The organism is Mycobacterium sp. BK086 (genome assembly GCA_004362315.1).
In the GTDB taxonomy this organism is placed as follows: Bacteria; Actinomycetota; Actinomycetes; order Mycobacteriales; family Mycobacteriaceae; genus Mycobacterium.
Window position 1 is genome coordinate 322,407 of the sequence record SNWL01000008.1, and the last position, 14,653, is coordinate 337,059.

At 67.7% G+C, this 14,653-nt stretch carries 19 protein-coding genes; 15 read left to right on the forward strand and 4 right to left on the reverse strand.

The window, feature by feature from the left end; all coding sequences use genetic code 11:
- The first annotated feature begins 3 nt into the window (after positions 1-3).
- Genes EV580_RS27965 through EV580_RS27990 form a run of 6 tightly spaced genes read left to right on the forward strand, consistent with a single transcriptional unit; the run spans position 4 to position 4,273 of the window.
- Positions 4-1,668: a bifunctional uroporphyrinogen-III C-methyltransferase/uroporphyrinogen-III synthase gene (locus EV580_RS27965; RefSeq protein ID WP_166654922.1), complete on the forward strand. Its 1,665-nt coding sequence runs from the start codon at positions 4-6 to the stop codon at positions 1,666-1,668.
- 9 nt (positions 1,669-1,677) lie between these two features.
- Positions 1,678-2,658 carry a porphobilinogen synthase gene (gene hemB, locus EV580_RS27970; protein ID WP_133695556.1) on the forward strand — a complete coding sequence of 327 codons (981 nt, stop codon included), beginning with the start codon at positions 1,678-1,680 and terminating at the stop codon, positions 2,656-2,658.
- Positions 2,655-3,077, forward strand: coding sequence for a hypothetical protein (locus tag EV580_RS27975; RefSeq protein ID WP_133695558.1), 423 nt, complete (start codon positions 2,655-2,657; stop codon positions 3,075-3,077). The genes hemB and EV580_RS27975 overlap by 4 nt, the downstream gene beginning before the upstream one ends.
- A gap of 20 nt (positions 3,078-3,097) precedes the next feature.
- Positions 3,098-3,490, forward strand: coding sequence for a hypothetical protein (locus EV580_RS27980; RefSeq protein WP_133695560.1), 393 nt, complete (start codon positions 3,098-3,100; stop codon positions 3,488-3,490).
- Entirely contained in the window at positions 3,483-3,989 is a 507-nt protein-coding gene (mce1N, locus tag EV580_RS27985; protein WP_133695991.1) for a transport-regulating membrane protein Mce1N, read from the forward strand. Before EV580_RS27980 ends, mce1N begins: the two co-directional genes overlap by 8 nt.
- Positions 3,986-4,273 carry a hypothetical protein gene (locus tag EV580_RS27990; RefSeq protein ID WP_133695562.1) on the forward strand — a complete coding sequence of 96 codons (288 nt, stop codon included), beginning with the start codon at positions 3,986-3,988 and terminating at the stop codon, positions 4,271-4,273. Before mce1N ends, EV580_RS27990 begins: the two co-directional genes overlap by 4 nt.
- Here the strand turns inward: EV580_RS27990 and EV580_RS27995 are convergent.
- A complete protein-coding gene (locus EV580_RS27995; protein WP_133695564.1) occupies positions 4,230-5,375 on the reverse strand; it encodes an amidohydrolase family protein in 1,146 nt (381 codons plus the stop codon). The two genes, EV580_RS27990 and EV580_RS27995, sit on opposite strands and share 44 nt — an antisense overlap.
- A gap of 223 nt (positions 5,376-5,598) precedes the next feature.
- Here EV580_RS27995 and EV580_RS28000 point away from each other — a divergent pair, with 223 nt between their 5' ends.
- From EV580_RS28000 to EV580_RS28015, 5 genes are read left to right on the forward strand one after another with little or no spacing between them, the layout of a single operon-like run.
- Entirely contained in the window at positions 5,599-6,252 is a 654-nt protein-coding gene (locus tag EV580_RS28000; protein WP_133695565.1) for a GOLPH3/VPS74 family protein, read from the forward strand.
- Positions 6,249-6,377, forward strand: a complete 129-nt coding sequence (locus tag EV580_RS34355; RefSeq protein WP_255497170.1) for a hypothetical protein — start codon at positions 6,249-6,251, stop codon at positions 6,375-6,377. Before EV580_RS28000 ends, EV580_RS34355 begins: the two co-directional genes overlap by 4 nt.
- A 48-nt stretch (positions 6,378-6,425) precedes the next feature.
- Complete coding sequence (locus EV580_RS28005) at positions 6,426-8,537, forward strand: heavy metal translocating P-type ATPase (RefSeq protein WP_133695567.1); 2,112 nt, start codon at positions 6,426-6,428, stop codon at positions 8,535-8,537.
- Positions 8,538-8,589: 52 nt separating this feature from the next.
- The gene (locus EV580_RS28010; protein WP_133695569.1) at positions 8,590-9,453 is read left to right on the forward strand and encodes an oxygenase MpaB family protein; all 864 of its coding nucleotides are present in this window, start codon (positions 8,590-8,592) and stop codon (positions 9,451-9,453) included.
- The gene (locus EV580_RS28015; protein ID WP_133695571.1) at positions 9,446-10,033 is read left to right on the forward strand and encodes a TetR/AcrR family transcriptional regulator; all 588 of its coding nucleotides are present in this window, start codon (positions 9,446-9,448) and stop codon (positions 10,031-10,033) included. The genes EV580_RS28010 and EV580_RS28015 overlap by 8 nt, the downstream gene beginning before the upstream one ends.
- A 254-nt stretch (positions 10,034-10,287) precedes the next feature.
- Here EV580_RS28015 and EV580_RS28020 read toward each other — a convergent pair whose 3' ends face one another.
- Together EV580_RS28020 and EV580_RS28025 are read right to left on the reverse strand one after the other, a co-directional pair.
- On the reverse strand, positions 10,288-10,992 hold the full coding sequence (locus EV580_RS28020; RefSeq protein ID WP_133695572.1) for a Rieske (2Fe-2S) protein: 705 nt from the start codon (positions 10,990-10,992) through the stop codon (positions 10,288-10,290).
- Positions 10,989-11,528: an RNA polymerase sigma factor gene (locus tag EV580_RS28025; RefSeq protein WP_133695992.1), complete on the reverse strand. Its 540-nt coding sequence runs from the start codon at positions 11,526-11,528 to the stop codon at positions 10,989-10,991. The genes EV580_RS28020 and EV580_RS28025 overlap by 4 nt, the downstream gene beginning before the upstream one ends.
- 130 nt (positions 11,529-11,658) lie before the next feature.
- Between EV580_RS28025 and EV580_RS28030 the strand changes: the two genes are divergently transcribed.
- The 4 genes from EV580_RS28030 to EV580_RS28045 are packed head-to-tail and all read left to right on the forward strand — an operon-like array spanning position 11,659 to position 14,239.
- Positions 11,659-12,114, forward strand: coding sequence for a cupredoxin domain-containing protein (locus EV580_RS28030; protein ID WP_133695574.1), 456 nt, complete (start codon positions 11,659-11,661; stop codon positions 12,112-12,114).
- 17 nt (positions 12,115-12,131) lie between these two features.
- Positions 12,132-13,034 carry a metallophosphoesterase family protein gene (locus EV580_RS28035; RefSeq protein ID WP_133695994.1) on the forward strand — a complete coding sequence of 301 codons (903 nt, stop codon included), beginning with the start codon at positions 12,132-12,134 and terminating at the stop codon, positions 13,032-13,034.
- Complete coding sequence (locus EV580_RS28040) at positions 13,031-13,414, forward strand: hypothetical protein (protein WP_133695575.1); 384 nt, start codon at positions 13,031-13,033, stop codon at positions 13,412-13,414. Before EV580_RS28035 ends, EV580_RS28040 begins: the two co-directional genes overlap by 4 nt.
- Positions 13,415-13,459: 45 nt before the next feature.
- On the forward strand, positions 13,460-14,239 hold the full coding sequence (locus tag EV580_RS28045; protein ID WP_133695577.1) for a trypsin-like peptidase domain-containing protein: 780 nt from the start codon (positions 13,460-13,462) through the stop codon (positions 14,237-14,239).
- Between the two features lie 15 nt (positions 14,240-14,254).
- On the opposite strand, the gene EV580_RS28050 is transcribed toward EV580_RS28045, so the two are convergent.
- Positions 14,255-14,635 (reverse strand): nitroreductase family deazaflavin-dependent oxidoreductase, encoded by a 381-nt coding sequence (locus EV580_RS28050; protein WP_133695996.1) that lies wholly within the window; start codon positions 14,633-14,635, stop codon positions 14,255-14,257.
- Between the last annotated feature and the right edge of the window lie 18 nt (positions 14,636-14,653).

Genomic DNA, 14,653 nt, shown 5'->3' on the forward strand with positions numbered 1-14,653 from the left:
GCGATGACTGGGCATGTGAGCGGTCGGGGACGTAAGGCGAAGCCGGGACACATCACGTTCGTCGGCTCGGGTCCAGGTGACCCCAACCTGTTGACGACGCGTGCCCGCACCGTGTTGGCCAATGCCGCGCTGGTGTTCACCGACCCGGACGTGCCACCGGCCATCCTGGCCGTGGTCGGCACCGATCTGCCGCCCGCCGTCGGCCCCGCCCCGGCGCCCGCCCCCGACGAAGCTGTCCAGGGCCATGACGAGACCGCGCCGCCGGTCGTCAACGTCGGCCCCGACATCCGCCCCGCCCTCGGTGATCCGGCCGAGGTGGCCAAGACCCTGGTGACCGAGGCCAAGACCGGCTTCGACGTGGTGCGCCTGGTCGCCGGTGATCCGCTGTCGGTCGATTCGGTGATCACCGAGGTCAACGCGGTGGCCCGAGCCCACGCCGAGTTCGAGATCGTCCCCGGCCTGCCCGCCACCAGCGCGGTGCCCACCTACGCGGGACTGCCGCTGGGTTCGGCGCACACCGTCGCCGACGTGCGCGGCGAGGTCGACTGGGCGGCGCTGGCCGCCGCCCCCGGCCCGCTGATCCTGACCGCGAGCGCCTCGCACCTGCCCGAGGCCGCCCGCACCCTGATCGAGTACGGCCTGGCCGACGGCACCCCGTGCGTGGTCACCTCCAACGGCACCACCTGCGCGCAGCGGTCGGTGGAGACCACCCTGCAGGGACTGACCGATCGCGCCACCCTGGCCTGCAACAGTGATCCGGCCGGCCCGCTGACCGGCACGCTGGTCGCCACCATCGGCAAGACCGTGGCGCACCGCGCGAAGCTGAACTGGTGGGAGAGCCGGGCCCTGTACGGCTGGACCGTGCTGGTGCCGCGCACCAAGGATCAGGCCGGCGAGATGAGCGACCGGCTGGTCGGCCATGGCGCCCTGCCCATCGAGGTGCCGACCATCGCGGTCGAGCCGCCGCGTAGCCCGGCCCAAATGGAAAGGGCCGTCAAGGGTTTGGTCGACGGTCGCTACCAGTGGGTGGTCTTCACCTCCACCAACGCGGTACGCGCGGTGTGGGAGAAGTTCGGTGAGTTCGGTCTGGACGCTCGTGCCTTCTCCGGCGTGAAGATCGCCTGCGTCGGCGAGTCGACCGCCGACCGGGTCCGCGCCTTCGGCGTGAGCCCCGAGCTGGTGCCCGCAGGCGAACAGTCATCGCTGGGTCTGCTCGACGAATTCCCGGAGTACGACAGCATTTTCGATCCGGTGAACCGGGTGCTGCTGCCGCGTGCCGACATCGCCACCGAGACACTGGCCGAGGGTCTGCGTGACCGTGGCTGGGAGATCGAGGACGTCACCGCCTACCGCACCGTGCGCGCGGCACCGCCGCCGGCGGAGACCCGCGAGATGATCAAGACCGGCGGTTTCGACGCGGTGTGCTTCACCTCCAGCTCGACCGTTCGCAACCTGGTCGGCATCGCGGGTAAGCCGCACGCTCGCACCATCGTGGCGTGCATCGGCCCGAAGACGGCGGAGACCGCTGCGGAATTCGGTCTGCGGGTGGACGTTCAGCCCGAGACGGCCGCGGTCGGCCCACTGGTCGACGCGCTGGCCGAGCATGCCGCCCGGCTTCGTGCCGAGGGGGCGTTGCCTCCGCCGCGCAAAAAGAGCCGACGCCGCTAGGAGGCGTGTGTGCCGTATCCGAGACAGCGTCCGCGCCGGCTGCGCTCAACCCCGGCACTGCGCCGGTTGGTGGCCGAAACATCTTTGGAGCCAAGGCATTTGGTGCTTCCGATGTTCGTCGCCGACGGGATATCGGAATCGCGGCCCATCGCTTCCATGCCGGGCGTCGTCCAGCACACCCGTGAGTCGCTGCGCCGTGCCGCCGCCCAGGCCGTCGATGCCGGCGTCGGCGGGCTGATGTTGTTCGGGGTGCCGCGAGAATCGGACAAGGACGCGACCGGGTCGTGCGGTGTGGATCCCGACGGCATCCTCAACGTTGCGCTGCGCGACCTGGCCAAGGATCTCGGCGAGGACACCGTGCTGATGGCCGACACCTGCCTGGACGAGTTCACCGACCACGGACATTGCGGCGTGATCGACGCGCGTGGCCGCGTCGATAACGACGCCACCAACGCTCAGTACGTCAAACTCGCTGTGGCCCAGGCTGAATCGGGTGCGCGAGTGGTCGGGCCGAGCGGCATGATGGACGGTCAGGTGGCCGCCATCCGCGACGGACTCGACGCGGCCGGGTTCACCGACGTGCTGATCCTGGCGTACGCGGCGAAGTTCGCGTCGGCGTTCTACGGCCCGTTCCGCGACGCGGTGGCCTCCAGCCTGCAGGGGGACCGGCGTACCTACCAGCAAGAGAGCGGTAACGCGCGAGAGGCGTTGCGCGAGATCACACTCGACATCGAAGAGGGTGCCGACATCATCATGGTCAAGCCCGCCATGTCCTATCTGGACGTCGTGCGCGCGGCCGCCGACGTCTCGCCGGTGCCCGTTGCCGCCTACCAGGTATCGGGGGAGTACGCGATGATCAGCGCCGCCGCGGCCAACGGCTGGATCGACGGCCGGGCCGCCGCACTCGAGTCGTTGACCAGTATCCGGCGGGCCGGAGCGGACATCGTCCTGACCTACTGGGCTGCCGACGTGGCGGGCTGGCTGGCGTGAGTCACCAACAGCCGTCCGAGGCTCCCGCGCGTCCGGCCGATGTCGACACCGGATTCTGGCTGTGGCTCATCGCGCTGCCGTTGATGGTGATCGGCTACGTGGCCAACGCCTACTTCGCGGCGGGTAAGCAGGCCTCGTTCCTGGTCGTCGGCGTCAGCGTGCTGATCGCGCTCACGGTGGCCGCCGTGGTCGTCACGTTCCTGTTCTTGATGCGGTCCGGGTATCGCTGGACCCGCACACTGCTGACCGGTGGTGGGCTGGCCACCGTGATCTACACCGGGGCCAATCTGTTCGGCGCCGACCGCGACCCCGTGCAGGCGGTGATCTTCGCGGTCACCGGCATCATCGGGTCGGTGCTGATCCTGGGTGGCGCGTTCCTGTTGCACCGGCAGGACGCCCAAGGGTTCTTCACCAAGTGAACCGATAGGCTGGCCCGACCATGACCGCAACCCAACCCAGGCCTCGCGCCTTCAACGTCGCGTTTTGGCTGCTAATGGTCGGTTCCGTGATGCTCATGGGCGGTGGCCTGATCGCTGCGACCGCGAACATCCCGGTCCTATTCCGAGGCGCAGGCATTATCTGCGTCGTTGCAGGGGCGCTGATCGCGTTTCTGGCTGGGCGGGTCCGTAAGACTGATGACCCGCGATTTCGTCGCGCTACCTTGGCCCTCTCGTTCATGGTCGTCGTCTTGGTGTCGGTGGTCGCAGCGCTCGGCATCGTCCACCTCCTCGCGCTGTTGTCGGTCTTGCCCCTCTTGGTAGGGGCGATGCTGCTGAGCCGACCCGCCGCCACAGGGTGGGCTGTTGAAGACTCGGCGAAGCCCGATGCTTGAGGATCAGCCGATCGAACAGCCGGAGCGGCTGTTCTTCGAGAACGGCGCCAGCTGGTACTGGCTGCTGGCCGGTCCGGTGTCGGCGATCGCGATGCTGCTCATCCAGTTCAAGGGCGGCGTCGGCTTTCAGCCGTGGGTTCCGTTGATCTTCCTGGTGCTGGTGACGGGCTTCCTCGGCCTACAGGTCAAGGCCGCGCGGATCCACACCAGCGTCGAGCTGACCCGTGACGCCCTGCGCGAGGGCACCGAGGTCACTCCGTTGACCCACATCGTCGGGGTGTTTCCCGAAGCCGAGTACTCGGTGAAATCCCGTGGGCCACTGGAGAAATGGCAGCAGGCGCGGGCGCTCGGCGAATTGTCCGGGGTGCCGCGCGGCCGTACCGGGATCGGTGTCGAGCTCTCCGGCAAGCGCACCGCGCAGGCATGGGCGCGCAATCATCGGGGCCTGCGGGCCGCGCTCACCGAACTGGTCGGGGAGAAGACGGCGAGCGCTCAGTGAGGCATGTCATCCAGCTGGTGCTGGCCGTGCTGGCGTCGGCGGGCGCGGTCATCACCACGTTGCAGGCCCGCAGTGTGGTCTCGGTGGCGCCGGTCGCCGACGGTCAGCCCTCGACGACATCGTTCGCTTTCGATCCGCCGCTGATGATGTTGACCTGGCTCTTGATCACCGCGGCCGGCGTGCTGGCCGTGCTGGGCATCGCGGGTCTGGTCCGGGCCAGGAAGGCCCGTGAGGCCGTGCTCAGTACACCCGCGTCTGCCCCTCCAGCACCGGAACCGTCGTAGGCAGCTTGTAGGTCTGCACGCCGTTACGCCACATCACGGCGTCGCGGGCGTGCTCGGGCAGGTGCTTGACCAGCCAGCGCGGATCGTCGAACGTCCAGTGCGGGTAGTCGCTGGAGAACAGCAGGATCTTTTCGCATTCCATCCACTCGAAGGCGCGCAGCAGCTCGGTCTTGTCCTCGGGGTAGTCCAGCGGCTGAGTGGTGAACTTGATGTGGTCCTTGACGTAGTCGGACGGTTTGCGCTTGATACCGGTCCACGAGGGACGGGCGGCGTAGATGGCGTCCATCCGCCACATCAGCGGAAGGATCCAGTTGAACGCGTGCTCGACGAACACGATGCGCAGGGTGGGATAGCGATCGAAGACCCCGTCGAAGATCAGGCTCATCACCTGGTTGGCGGCCAGAAGCGAGTAGGTGACCATGAAGTCGTGGTTGTAGCTGGGTAGGCCGACCGGCGGGATCGGCAGGTTCTCGTACTTGCCGCGGCCCAGGTGGCAGCTGACGGCGATGTCGTGTTTGGTGGCGGCCGCCCACACGGGGTCGTAGCGCGGGTCTCCCCATGACGGGCGGGGTTCGGCCTTGATCAGGATCTGTGCCATGTACGGGTGGCCGGCCCATGTCTCGATTTCGCGGGCCGCCCCGTCGGGATCCTCGATAGCCACCGAGATCGATCCGCGCCAGCGTTCGTGCCAGTTGTTGCGGCTGTCCAGCCAGTGCTCGTCGAGCCAGAGGTTCGTCGCGATGGCCGCGGCCTGGGCCGCGTCGGCCAGCCGGGCGCCGGGAGCCAGCGGCTCCAGGATGCAGATATCGGCGCCGGCCTCCATGACCAGCTGGCGAAACGCCAGGTCAGGGTCGCTGCCGGCGAACTCGCCGTCGTCAGGGAACGTGTCGGTGCGCATCGCGAAGGCGTGCGCGTAATCGGGGGCGTCGTAGTAGATCTGTTCGCCGACGGGGTGGCTGAGGAAGTAGGTCGAACGCCAGGGCTCGGGGATGTAGTCGATCAGCACGCCACGCCGCGGCACCGGGTGGACATCGGAGTCCACGCACCGTACGGCGATGTGTTCGGTCGGCGCCGACCGCTGCTCGATATGCGTCAGAGTCATGCCGGTCATCTCTTCGTCGTCGTTGCCGTCATTGTCCCACCGACGTGCGCGTGGTTCGCCGCAAAAATGAAGTAGTCACCTACGCATGTCGTGAGCAGGGTTATGCGGGACAGTTGATGACGGGGGAGCGACAGTGCCGTTGCCGCGACGGGAATGAATTCAAACCTGTTCTGCGACAGGGTGATACGTAGATCGACGCACGATCGTGGCGCGAGGAGGGGGCATGGAGCGCATCCGCGGGCTGTCCACCGAGGTCTCGCCCGTGCCGACCACGCTTCATGGCCAGCTGTTCTTGCTGGCGTACGACCCCAAACTGGGCCGATTCGACGGGCACGATTCCACGCTGTTCGGGTTCGCTCTGCGTGCGGCGATGCTGGCCGACCTCTACCTGCAGGGGTACCTGGTCGAACGCGCAGGGTGCGCCGTCCCGGGCCGGGCCGCGAGCCCCGACGATCCCGCGCTTCGTGCCGCATTTGCTCAGGTCGGTGTGCACAATCGGGCGACCTGGGCCCAGTTGATCGCCGGCAACGGCTACGAGGCCATCTCGGTGGTCCGGGAGCAGTTGGTCACCGAGGGTTGGTTGCGCACCGGCCGCCATGCCGTCCTGGCGGTGCCGGCCGCGAGCCTCGAGCCCTATGACCCGTGCCGGGTCGGCGCGCTGGCCGACGACGTCATCGGTGAGCTTCGGAACGCGATCGCGGAACGGCCGGCCGAGCCGTGGCTGCTGGCGGTGGGGTTGTTGGCTTTCCTGGCCCAATTGCCCGGCGTGGCTGACTTCGCCGCGACCGTCGACCGCCATCGGCTGCAAGACCTGGCGCGCGACGGCATCGCGCCCGTTTCCGGGCTGGCCGAAGCGATCCGGAGTGGGTCGGCATGACCGGCAACGAGCGTCGGCATCTGCATCTGGTTCCGCCACCGAGCAGCGCCGAGGAGGACCCCGAACCGCCCGAACCGGACGATCCCGAGCCGCCGGACGAGCACTTACGCGTGTTGTTGTGGTGAGCGGACGAGGCACTGGACAACATACCCCCTAGGGGTATCATCTGAGGTATGGCGACGACCGACCTCCAGTTGACCGGCATGAGCTGCGCGTCCTGCGCGGCCAGGATCGAACGCGGCCTCAACGACTTGGACGGTGTGCAGGCCACGGTGAACTTCGCCGTCGAGCGCGCACACGTCGAGCACGGGCCGCAGGTCTCCGAGCACGACCTCATTCACGCAGTGGAATCCACCGGCTACCACGCGTCGGTGGTGGACCACTCCGGCCCCGCCCACGACCACATGAACCACGACGTCCCCACCGAACAGTTGCGCCCCCGGCTCATCGGCTCGTCGGTGCTGGCGGTGCCGGTGGTGGCGCTCTCGATGGTGATGCCGTGGCAGTTCCCCGGCTGGCTGTGGGTGGTGCTGGCGCTGACGACGCCGATCGTGTTCTGGGGCGGCTATCCGTTCCACAAGGCCGCGTTGAACAGCGCGCGGCACGGATCTTCGACGATGGACACCCTGGTGTCGATCGGCACGCTGGCCGCCTACCTCTGGTCGCTGTACGCGGTGCTGACGGGGGCCGCCGAGCACGGGCATGGCCACGTGTATTTCGAGGTCGCCGCGGCGGTGACGGTGTTCCTGCTGGCCGGCCGGTACGCCGAGGCCAAAGCGAAGCGCTCGGCGGGAGCCGCCCTGCGCGCCCTGCTGTCGCTCGGCGCCAAGGACGCCACGGTGCTGCGCGACGGCGCCGAGGTGCGAATCCCGGTGAGCGAGTTGCGGGTTGGCGACGTGATCGTGGTGCGCCCCGGTGAGCGGGTGGCCACCGACGGGGTCGTGGTGGACGGCGCCTCGGCGCTGGACACCTCGGCGATGACGGGTGAGTCGGTGCCTGTCGACGTGCGCGCCGGTGCCGAGGTGCTCGGCGGTGCGGTGAACACCTATGGGCGAATCCTGGTACGTGCCAGCCGGGTTGGCGCCGATACCCAACTGGCGCGAATGGCTCGGATGGTCACCGACGCACAGAGCGGCAAGGCTTCGATCCAGCGGCTGGCCGATCGGGTGTCCGGCGTCTTCGTCCCGGTGGTGCTGGCCATCGCCGTGATCACCTTGGCTGCTTGGCTTCTCGCGGGTGGGCCGGTCACGGCGGCATTCACCGCCGCGGTGGCGGTGTTGATCATTGCCTGCCCGTGTGCGCTCGGCCTGGCGACGCCCACCGCGATTCTGGTCGGCACCGGTCGCGGCGCGCAGCTCGGCGTGTTGATCAAGGAGCCGCAGGTGCTCGAGACCGTCACCGGTATCGATGCCGTCGTGCTGGACAAGACCGGCACCGTCACCACCGGCACGATGACGGTCGCGGCCGTCGAAACCGACCCCGGCGCCGACAGCGACGTCGTGTTGGCCTGGGCCGCGGCTGTCGAGTCGGCCTCCGAGCACCCGGTGGCCGCCGCGATCGTGGCCGCCGCCCGCGAGCGCGGCCTGAACGTGCCCGCCGTCAGCGACTTCGCCAACGACCCCGGCACCGGGGTCAGCGGGGTTGTCGACGGGGTGACGGTCCGGGTGGCCCGCGCCTCGGATGACGACGGCCGCACCAGCGTGGCCGTGACCTGGGACGGTGCCCAGCGCGGGGTCATCCGGCTGGTCGACGCCGTCAAACCGACCAGCGCTGAGGCGATCGCCGAACTGAAGACCATGGGCATCACCCCGATCCTGCTGACTGGTGACAATCCGGCCGTCGCGGCGCAGGTGGCTACCGAGGTGGGCATCGCGCCCGAGAACGTCATCGCCGGTGTGCTGCCGTCGGAGAAGGCCGAGGCGATCACGCGCCTGCAGGCACAGGGCCGCAAGGTCGCGATGGTCGGCGACGGGGTCAACGACTCCGTGGCGCTGGCCACCGCCGACGTCGGCATGGCGATGGGCACCGGCACCGACGCCGCGATCGAGGCCGGCGACATCACGCTGGTCCGCGGTGACCTGCGGACGGTTCCGACCGCGCTACGGCTGTCGTCGCGCACGCTGCGGATCATCAAGCAGAACCTGTTCTGGGCGTTCGGCTACAACGTGGCGGCCATTCCGCTGGCAGCGCTGGGCTTGTTGAACCCGATGATCGCCGGCGCCGCGATGGCGTTCTCCTCGGTCCTGGTGGTGACGAACAGCCTGCGCCTCAAGCGCTTCAAGTGACGCTGGTCACGAACCCGTTGGTACAAAGTGCGAAATCTGTAACACTGTCCCAATGACCGACCTCGCCGAGCCTCAGTCCGCGACCGACGCCCTGCCGCTGGGCCCGCGGTCACTGGTGTGGCGCTACTTCGGCGACAACCGGATGTTCCTCATCGGGCCCCGTCCGGCGGTGCTGCAGAACATGCTGGCCGAGCTGGGTCAGGGCGTCCTGGACCATTCGGTGTTCTTCGCCGACACCGCGGCGCGGGTCAAGCGTTCACTGCCGCCGATCTTCATGACCGTCTACGGCGCCGACGACGACAATGCCGGCGCCAGCGTCCGCGACTTCCACCACAACATCAAGGGCGATATGCCCGACGGCAAGCGCTATCACGCGCTGGATCCCGACACCTACTTCTGGGCGCACGCCACCTTCTTCGACCAGGCGCTCTACTTCGCGGACACCTTCGTCAAACGGCTCTCGCGCGAGGAGAAGGAGCAGATGTACCTGGAGTCCAAGACGTGGTACCGCCGCTACGGCGTCAGCGATCGCCCGATGCCCGCCGACTACGCGGAGTTCGAGCGCTACTGGGATCGCATGATCGACGAGGTGCTGGTCGCCCACTCCACCGCCAAGTACGGCGTCGGCTACGTCACCAAGGGATTCCCGAAGCCCAAGGGCGTCAGCCCGTTGGCGTGGCGGCTGGTGTCGCCGGTGTTCAACCCTGTCGCGGCGTTCCTGACCACCGGCGGGATGCCACCGCGCACCCGCGAGCTGCTCGGCCTGCCCTGGAGCGAGCGCAAGGAACGCAACTATCAGCGCTTCGCGGCGCTGTGGCGCTCGCGTCCGGTCAACTGGCTGTGGGATCATCTCCCGATGGACGTGCGCTACAACCGATACGCCGCAAAGGGTTTCGCGCAGGCAGGGCATGCCTGACCAGGCGACCGAAGCGATCCTCGACGCCGCGCTCGTCGAGTTCGACCAGCATGGCATCCGCCGGGTCGCCCTCGATGACGTCGCCCGCCGGGCCGGGGTGAGCCGCACGACGATCTATCGCCGCTTCGCCAACAAGGACGATCTGGTGTCCGCCGTGGTGGACCGCGAGAACGTGCAGCTGTTCGCCGATATCGCCGAAGAGCTCAAAAGCAAACGGCCGCAATCCAACTACTATGTCGAGGCATTCACTCAGGCGCTCCTGCGTGGCCGCAAGCACCGAGTGCTCAACCGGATGGTGCACGACGAACCGGCCTTGACACTCGAGCTGGCCCGCAGGCATTACGCGGCGGCGGTGCAGCGCATCGAGGTCGCCTTGCACGTGATCTTCCCGCCCGGCTTCGCCGACCGGATCGGCCCGGAAGCCGTGCATGAACTGGCCGACAACATCTGGCGGTACACGATCATGGCGGCGCTACTGCCCGGACCGGATCCGATCGAAACCGTGGACGATATAAGAGCTTTCGCCACCAAGCATTTCCTGCCCAGCCTGCCCGAGGCGCTGCGCGCGGTTCCGGTCTAGTTGCCGGCGGGGCAGTCCAGGTCGACATAGGCGGTTGGTGACGATCGGTGCACGTCTGTGACCGTGCACTGAGTCAGATCTCCGTTCGGTGAGCCGTTGAACTGCACCGTGAAGCCTTGACTCTGTAGTTCGCTGACGATGTCGGTCGTCGACCCGCTCCCCGAGGAAACGATATGGGCGACGCTGATGAGTGCTGCTCCAATGATGTTGCTGTACATGCCTTTAGATAGGCGGGGAGGTTACACGACCGTTCGCTAAGTCGTTTGCGTCGGGGGAGCCAGGACTTCCACCACGCCGTTTTGCTCACGGACCTCGAAGTGGGGCAACGGCTTCGGGGCGATCGGCAGGGCATGGGTGACGACCATCCCGGTCGGCGAGAACGACGTCGAGTGGCACGGGCAGCGCAGCCGGTCGACGGTCTGGTCGAACCACAGCTTGCAGCCCTGGTGGGTGCACACGCCCGACACCGCCTGCACCGTGCCGTTCACCCGGCCGACGAAACCACTGACCGAACCCAGGTCGAAGGCGTGCATTCCGCCCTCGGACACCTGCGCGCTGGACGCCACGGTCTGCCAGGATCCGTCGAGGGGCACCATATGGGGGTCGGCGACCGGGGGTTCGCCGGTTGTGGGGCGCAGCACCAGCCGGTCGACGGATACCGCCGCCACCGCCGCCGTTGCGGCGGCGGTGGTGCCGACGATCACCTGCCTGCGGGTGGCCGACGGCGCCGCCTTGGGCGGCACTGCGACGGGTGCCGGCTCTGACGACATCTCGCCGGCCAATCGCGCCCTGAGCCCGGCCACGAATTCCGGTCGGGGCTCGCTCGCGTCGTCGCGAGCGGCGGTCAGGTCGATGGCGGTGCGCAGCTGTGCGGCCTCGAAGTCGTCCGGGCTGAAGCTCTTCGGCTGGCGCCCGGCCAGCATGTCGTCGATGTAGCGACGCAGTTCACGGCGGGTCATGGATGTGCCCCCTCGCTGATCTGCGCGGCCAGTCGCAGCGCCCGGTGTTGCAGCACTTTGGCATTCGCGACGCTGATGCCGAGGGTACTGGCCGCCTCGCGCACCGAACAGCCTTGAAGGAAGCGGAGTTCGAGCACGCGTCGGTAGTTGTCGGGAAGAGCCTCCAGCAGTGCGGCGACGCGTTGGGGTGCGGTGCTCGGGGCCGCCGGACCGAAGACGGTGGCGGGCAGGTCCTCGATGGTGGTGATCTCAGTCCCCAGGGTGGCCCGCCAGTGCGCGGCCAGCACAGTGCGCGCGGTGGCCCGCAGGTAGGCCCGCACCTCGGGGATGCTGGCCGTCAGGCGCAGTGGCCGCATGGCGGCCAGGAAGACCTCCGAGGTCAGGTCTTCGGCGTCGGCTCGATTTCCGACCCGGCCGAAGATCATCCGGTACACCCACGTCACGTTGTCGTCGTAGACGGCTTCCCAATCCGGATAGTGCGCATCGGGGACCAGACGCAGGTCTGGTCGCGGGCGCCGATCGTCGTCCGCCGCCATCGTCGTTTGCCTTCCGCTCATCACCCAGAGATAGGCGGCGGGGTTACACAGCCGTCCGTGTAACCCGCGCCCTACCTCTTGATGAGACGGTCCGCGCCGCGGACATGGTTCAGCCGAGGAGGCAGATTTCATGCACTACTCCCGTACCGCGCTCGCCTGCGTCGCGGTCGCAGTTGGCGTCGCCGGGTGCTCAGCCCCGGCGAAAGCGCCCACACCGACGGTCGATTTCGGCTCCAACGGCGGCACATCGGTCGGCATGCCCGGGATGTCGGGCATGCCCGCCATGGGGCCGATGTCGTCGGCCTCGACGTCGACGCCACCGGCCGCGCCGGTCGCCGGCACCGCGGTGAACATCACCAACTTCGCGTTCGCCCCGGCCAACCTGACCGTCAAGGTCGGCGACACCGTCACGTGGACCAACAAGGACGAGGAGCCCCACAACGTGGTCGCCAACGACGGAGCGTTCCGATCGCCTGGGATGGACGCCAACGCCACGTTCACCTACACCTTCACCAAGGCGGGCAGCTTCGACTACATCTGTGGCATCCACCCGTTCATGCACGGCACCGTGGTGGTGACCGCGTGAACGGCGATCCGCAGCAGATGAGCAGGCGCCAGCTCATGCGCCACGGTGCCTGGTTCGGTGCCGCGGTGGGTCTGGCGGTCGTCGGCGGCGAGGTGCTCTCCCATGTCGCCGCCGCCCCGGCGGCCACCCCGGCCCGGCCGAGTCTGCGGTTCGCGCAGATCAGCGACAGTCACATCGGGTTCAACGGCACCGCCAACCCCGATGTGGTGGGCTCCTTCGAGCGGGCCATCAAGCAGATCAACAACCTCGGCTACACACCGGATTTCGTCATCCACACCGGTGATCTGACCCATCTGGCCACACCGGCCCAGTTCGATCAGGTCAACCAGATGATGGGCAGCCTCAACACCCCGCACGTCTTCACCGTGCCCGGCGAGCATGACTCGGTCGACGACGCCGGGCAGAAGTACCGTTCGGTCTTCGGGGCAGGCACCCGTGGTGACGGTTGGTACAGCTTCGACATCGCCGGTGTCCACGTCATCGGACTGGTCAACACGCTGAATCTCAAGAAGCTGGGCCATCTCGGAGCCGATCAGTTGGAGTTCGTCGAAAAGGACGTGGCGGCACTGTCGTCCGACACCCCGATCATCGTGTTCAGCCACATCCCGCTGTTCGCGATGTACCCGGACTGGGGCTGGGGCACCGACGACGCCACCCAGGCGCTGAGCTACCTGCGCCGGTTCTCGTCGGTCACCTGCCTGAACGGCCATGTCCACCAGTTGTTTTCGAAGACCGAGGACAACGTCACGTTTTACAGCGGCACCACCACGGCCTACCCGCTGCCGCATCCTGGCGATGGCCCGGCGCCCAAGCCGCTCACCCTGCCGGCCGGCCAACTGCATGACGCGCTCGGCATCCGCGAGGTCAGCTACACCAAGGGCCAGACCATGCTGGCGCTGAAAGAGGAGACGCTGCAATGACCCGGCTCATCAACTTCGGCATCGCGGCCGGCCTTCTGGTCAGCGCTGCCAGCCACGGCTACCTGTTCCTGCACGGGTACCAGTACATCCCGGCGATAGGCCCCGGATTCCTGGTCCTGACAAGCGTTTCCGTCGCGCTGGCAATCCTGATCGCACTCGGCGGGCCCGGCTGGCTGCGGATGGCCGCGTTGCTGGTCTCCCTCGGCGCGCTCGGCGCCTTCGCGCTTTCGCGCACGATCGGGGTGATGGGCTTCATCGAACGGGGTTGGGAGGCGCCGCACGGGCCGATCAGTGTGCTCGCCGAAGCCGCCACGGTCGTGCTGTGTGCGTGGTCGCTGGTCCGGCGCGGGGCACCAGTCCCCGCTGGTCAATTCGAGTAGGGCACTACTGAGGCGTCGCGCGCCTCGCGCGCCTACCGTTGCAGGATGCCACTCCACTGGCTCCGGGCTGCCGCGGTGATGCTGGCCGTCCTGGCGGCGGTCTCGGGATGTGCGCGTGAAAAACCCGTGGCAACACTGAATTACGACCCGCCGCCGTCAGCGGCGATCGTCGAAGATCCGCCTGATCCGCACCTCGTCGAGCACCCGATCGTTGCGACTGTCAGGCCGAGTGTCGTCGCAGTTAGAGCGGTGGCCTGCCACCAGGTGACCGGCGGCAGCGGCTTCGTGATCGGGCCGCATCGAGTGATCACCCTGGCGACGGCGGTCGCCGGAAGCGCCGTGGTGGGAGTCTTCGCCGACGGCAAGAGCTATGCCGCACGAGTGGTGGGCTTCGATCCTCGAGGGAACGTCGCCATCCTCGACGTGCCGAAGCTGACCGTCCCACCGCTATCACTCGCCTCGGCACGCGCTCAAAGCGGCGCCGATGCGTTGATATTGAACTACCCGAACAGGTCCGGGCCTGAGGCGATTGCCGCACGCATCCGCCACTTCACGATTGTGGGCGGTTCGGACATCTATCACGGTGAGACGGTCAACAGGGAGGCCTACGAGATCAACGCCGTCATGAATTCCCGCAGTGCGGGTGGCCCGCTCATCAATATGAACGGCGGTGTGCTGGGCTTGGTACTCGGCCGCGAGATTCAACGGCCGGAGGTGGTTCTGGTGTTGACCGCACGCGAGATCTCGGTGCGCCTGGAGAAGGTCGGCAACAATGCGCTGACCGTGCCGACCGGACGTTGCATCACCCCACCGACGGGACTCTGAGTGGCTCCGACGACCTCAGCTTCGCGTCAGCAGTACCGCGCTCTCGAACGGCAACATCGCGAAGACCGGCCGCCAGAGACCCGAAACATGAGGGGCGGCTTCGGCTTTGGACATCACCCGCGGATTGCTGACGGTGAAGGTCCGGCCGTAGCGCTTGAGCCGGCCGCCTCCGGTGGCGGTGATGTTCTTCAGCCAGTCCCGATCGGGCCCGTAGGTCAGCAGGATCGCGATGCCCTCGTCGGTGCTGAACACCGTCAGCGGGGTGCGGTAGTGCGCGCCGGAGCGGCGGCCGATGTGTTCGAGGATGCCCATCGTCGGGACGAACCCCGCCCACAACCGCTGGATCGGGTTGGTGACGTGCCGGTTGAACCTGGCCAACCATTGCGGCAGCTGCATCACCCAATCAAACTCTGA

Coding starts and splice junctions, on each gene's coding strand:
- EV580_RS28030 (WP_133695574.1), top strand. CDS start 11,659: ATGCACTACTCCCGTACCGCGCTCGCCTGCGTCGCGGTCGCAGTTGGC.
- EV580_RS28045 (WP_133695577.1), top strand. CDS start 13,460: ATGCCACTCCACTGGCTCCGGGCTGCCGCGGTGATGCTGGCCGTCCTG.
- mce1N (WP_133695991.1), top strand. CDS start 3,483: ATGCTTGAGGATCAGCCGATCGAACAGCCGGAGCGGCTGTTCTTCGAG.
- EV580_RS27965 (WP_166654922.1), top strand. CDS start 4: ATGACTGGGCATGTGAGCGGTCGGGGACGTAAGGCGAAGCCGGGACAC.
- EV580_RS34355 (WP_255497170.1), top strand. CDS start 6,249: ATGACCGGCAACGAGCGTCGGCATCTGCATCTGGTTCCGCCACCGAGC.
- EV580_RS28000 (WP_133695565.1), top strand. CDS start 5,599: ATGGAGCGCATCCGCGGGCTGTCCACCGAGGTCTCGCCCGTGCCGACC.
- EV580_RS27980 (WP_133695560.1), top strand. CDS start 3,098: ATGACCGCAACCCAACCCAGGCCTCGCGCCTTCAACGTCGCGTTTTGG.
- EV580_RS28040 (WP_133695575.1), top strand. CDS start 13,031: ATGACCCGGCTCATCAACTTCGGCATCGCGGCCGGCCTTCTGGTCAGC.
- EV580_RS28050 (WP_133695996.1), bottom strand. CDS start 14,635: ATGCAGCTGCCGCAATGGTTGGCCAGGTTCAACCGGCACGTCACCAAC.
- EV580_RS28020 (WP_133695572.1), bottom strand. CDS start 10,992: ATGACCCGCCGTGAACTGCGTCGCTACATCGACGACATGCTGGCCGGG.
- EV580_RS28015 (WP_133695571.1), top strand. CDS start 9,446: ATGCCTGACCAGGCGACCGAAGCGATCCTCGACGCCGCGCTCGTCGAG.
- EV580_RS27995 (WP_133695564.1), bottom strand. CDS start 5,375: ATGACTCTGACGCATATCGAGCAGCGGTCGGCGCCGACCGAACACATC.
- EV580_RS28025 (WP_133695992.1), bottom strand. CDS start 11,528: ATGGCGGCGGACGACGATCGGCGCCCGCGACCAGACCTGCGTCTGGTC.
- EV580_RS28010 (WP_133695569.1), top strand. CDS start 8,590: ATGACCGACCTCGCCGAGCCTCAGTCCGCGACCGACGCCCTGCCGCTG.
- EV580_RS28035 (WP_133695994.1), top strand. CDS start 12,132: ATGAGCAGGCGCCAGCTCATGCGCCACGGTGCCTGGTTCGGTGCCGCG.
- EV580_RS28005 (WP_133695567.1), top strand. CDS start 6,426: ATGGCGACGACCGACCTCCAGTTGACCGGCATGAGCTGCGCGTCCTGC.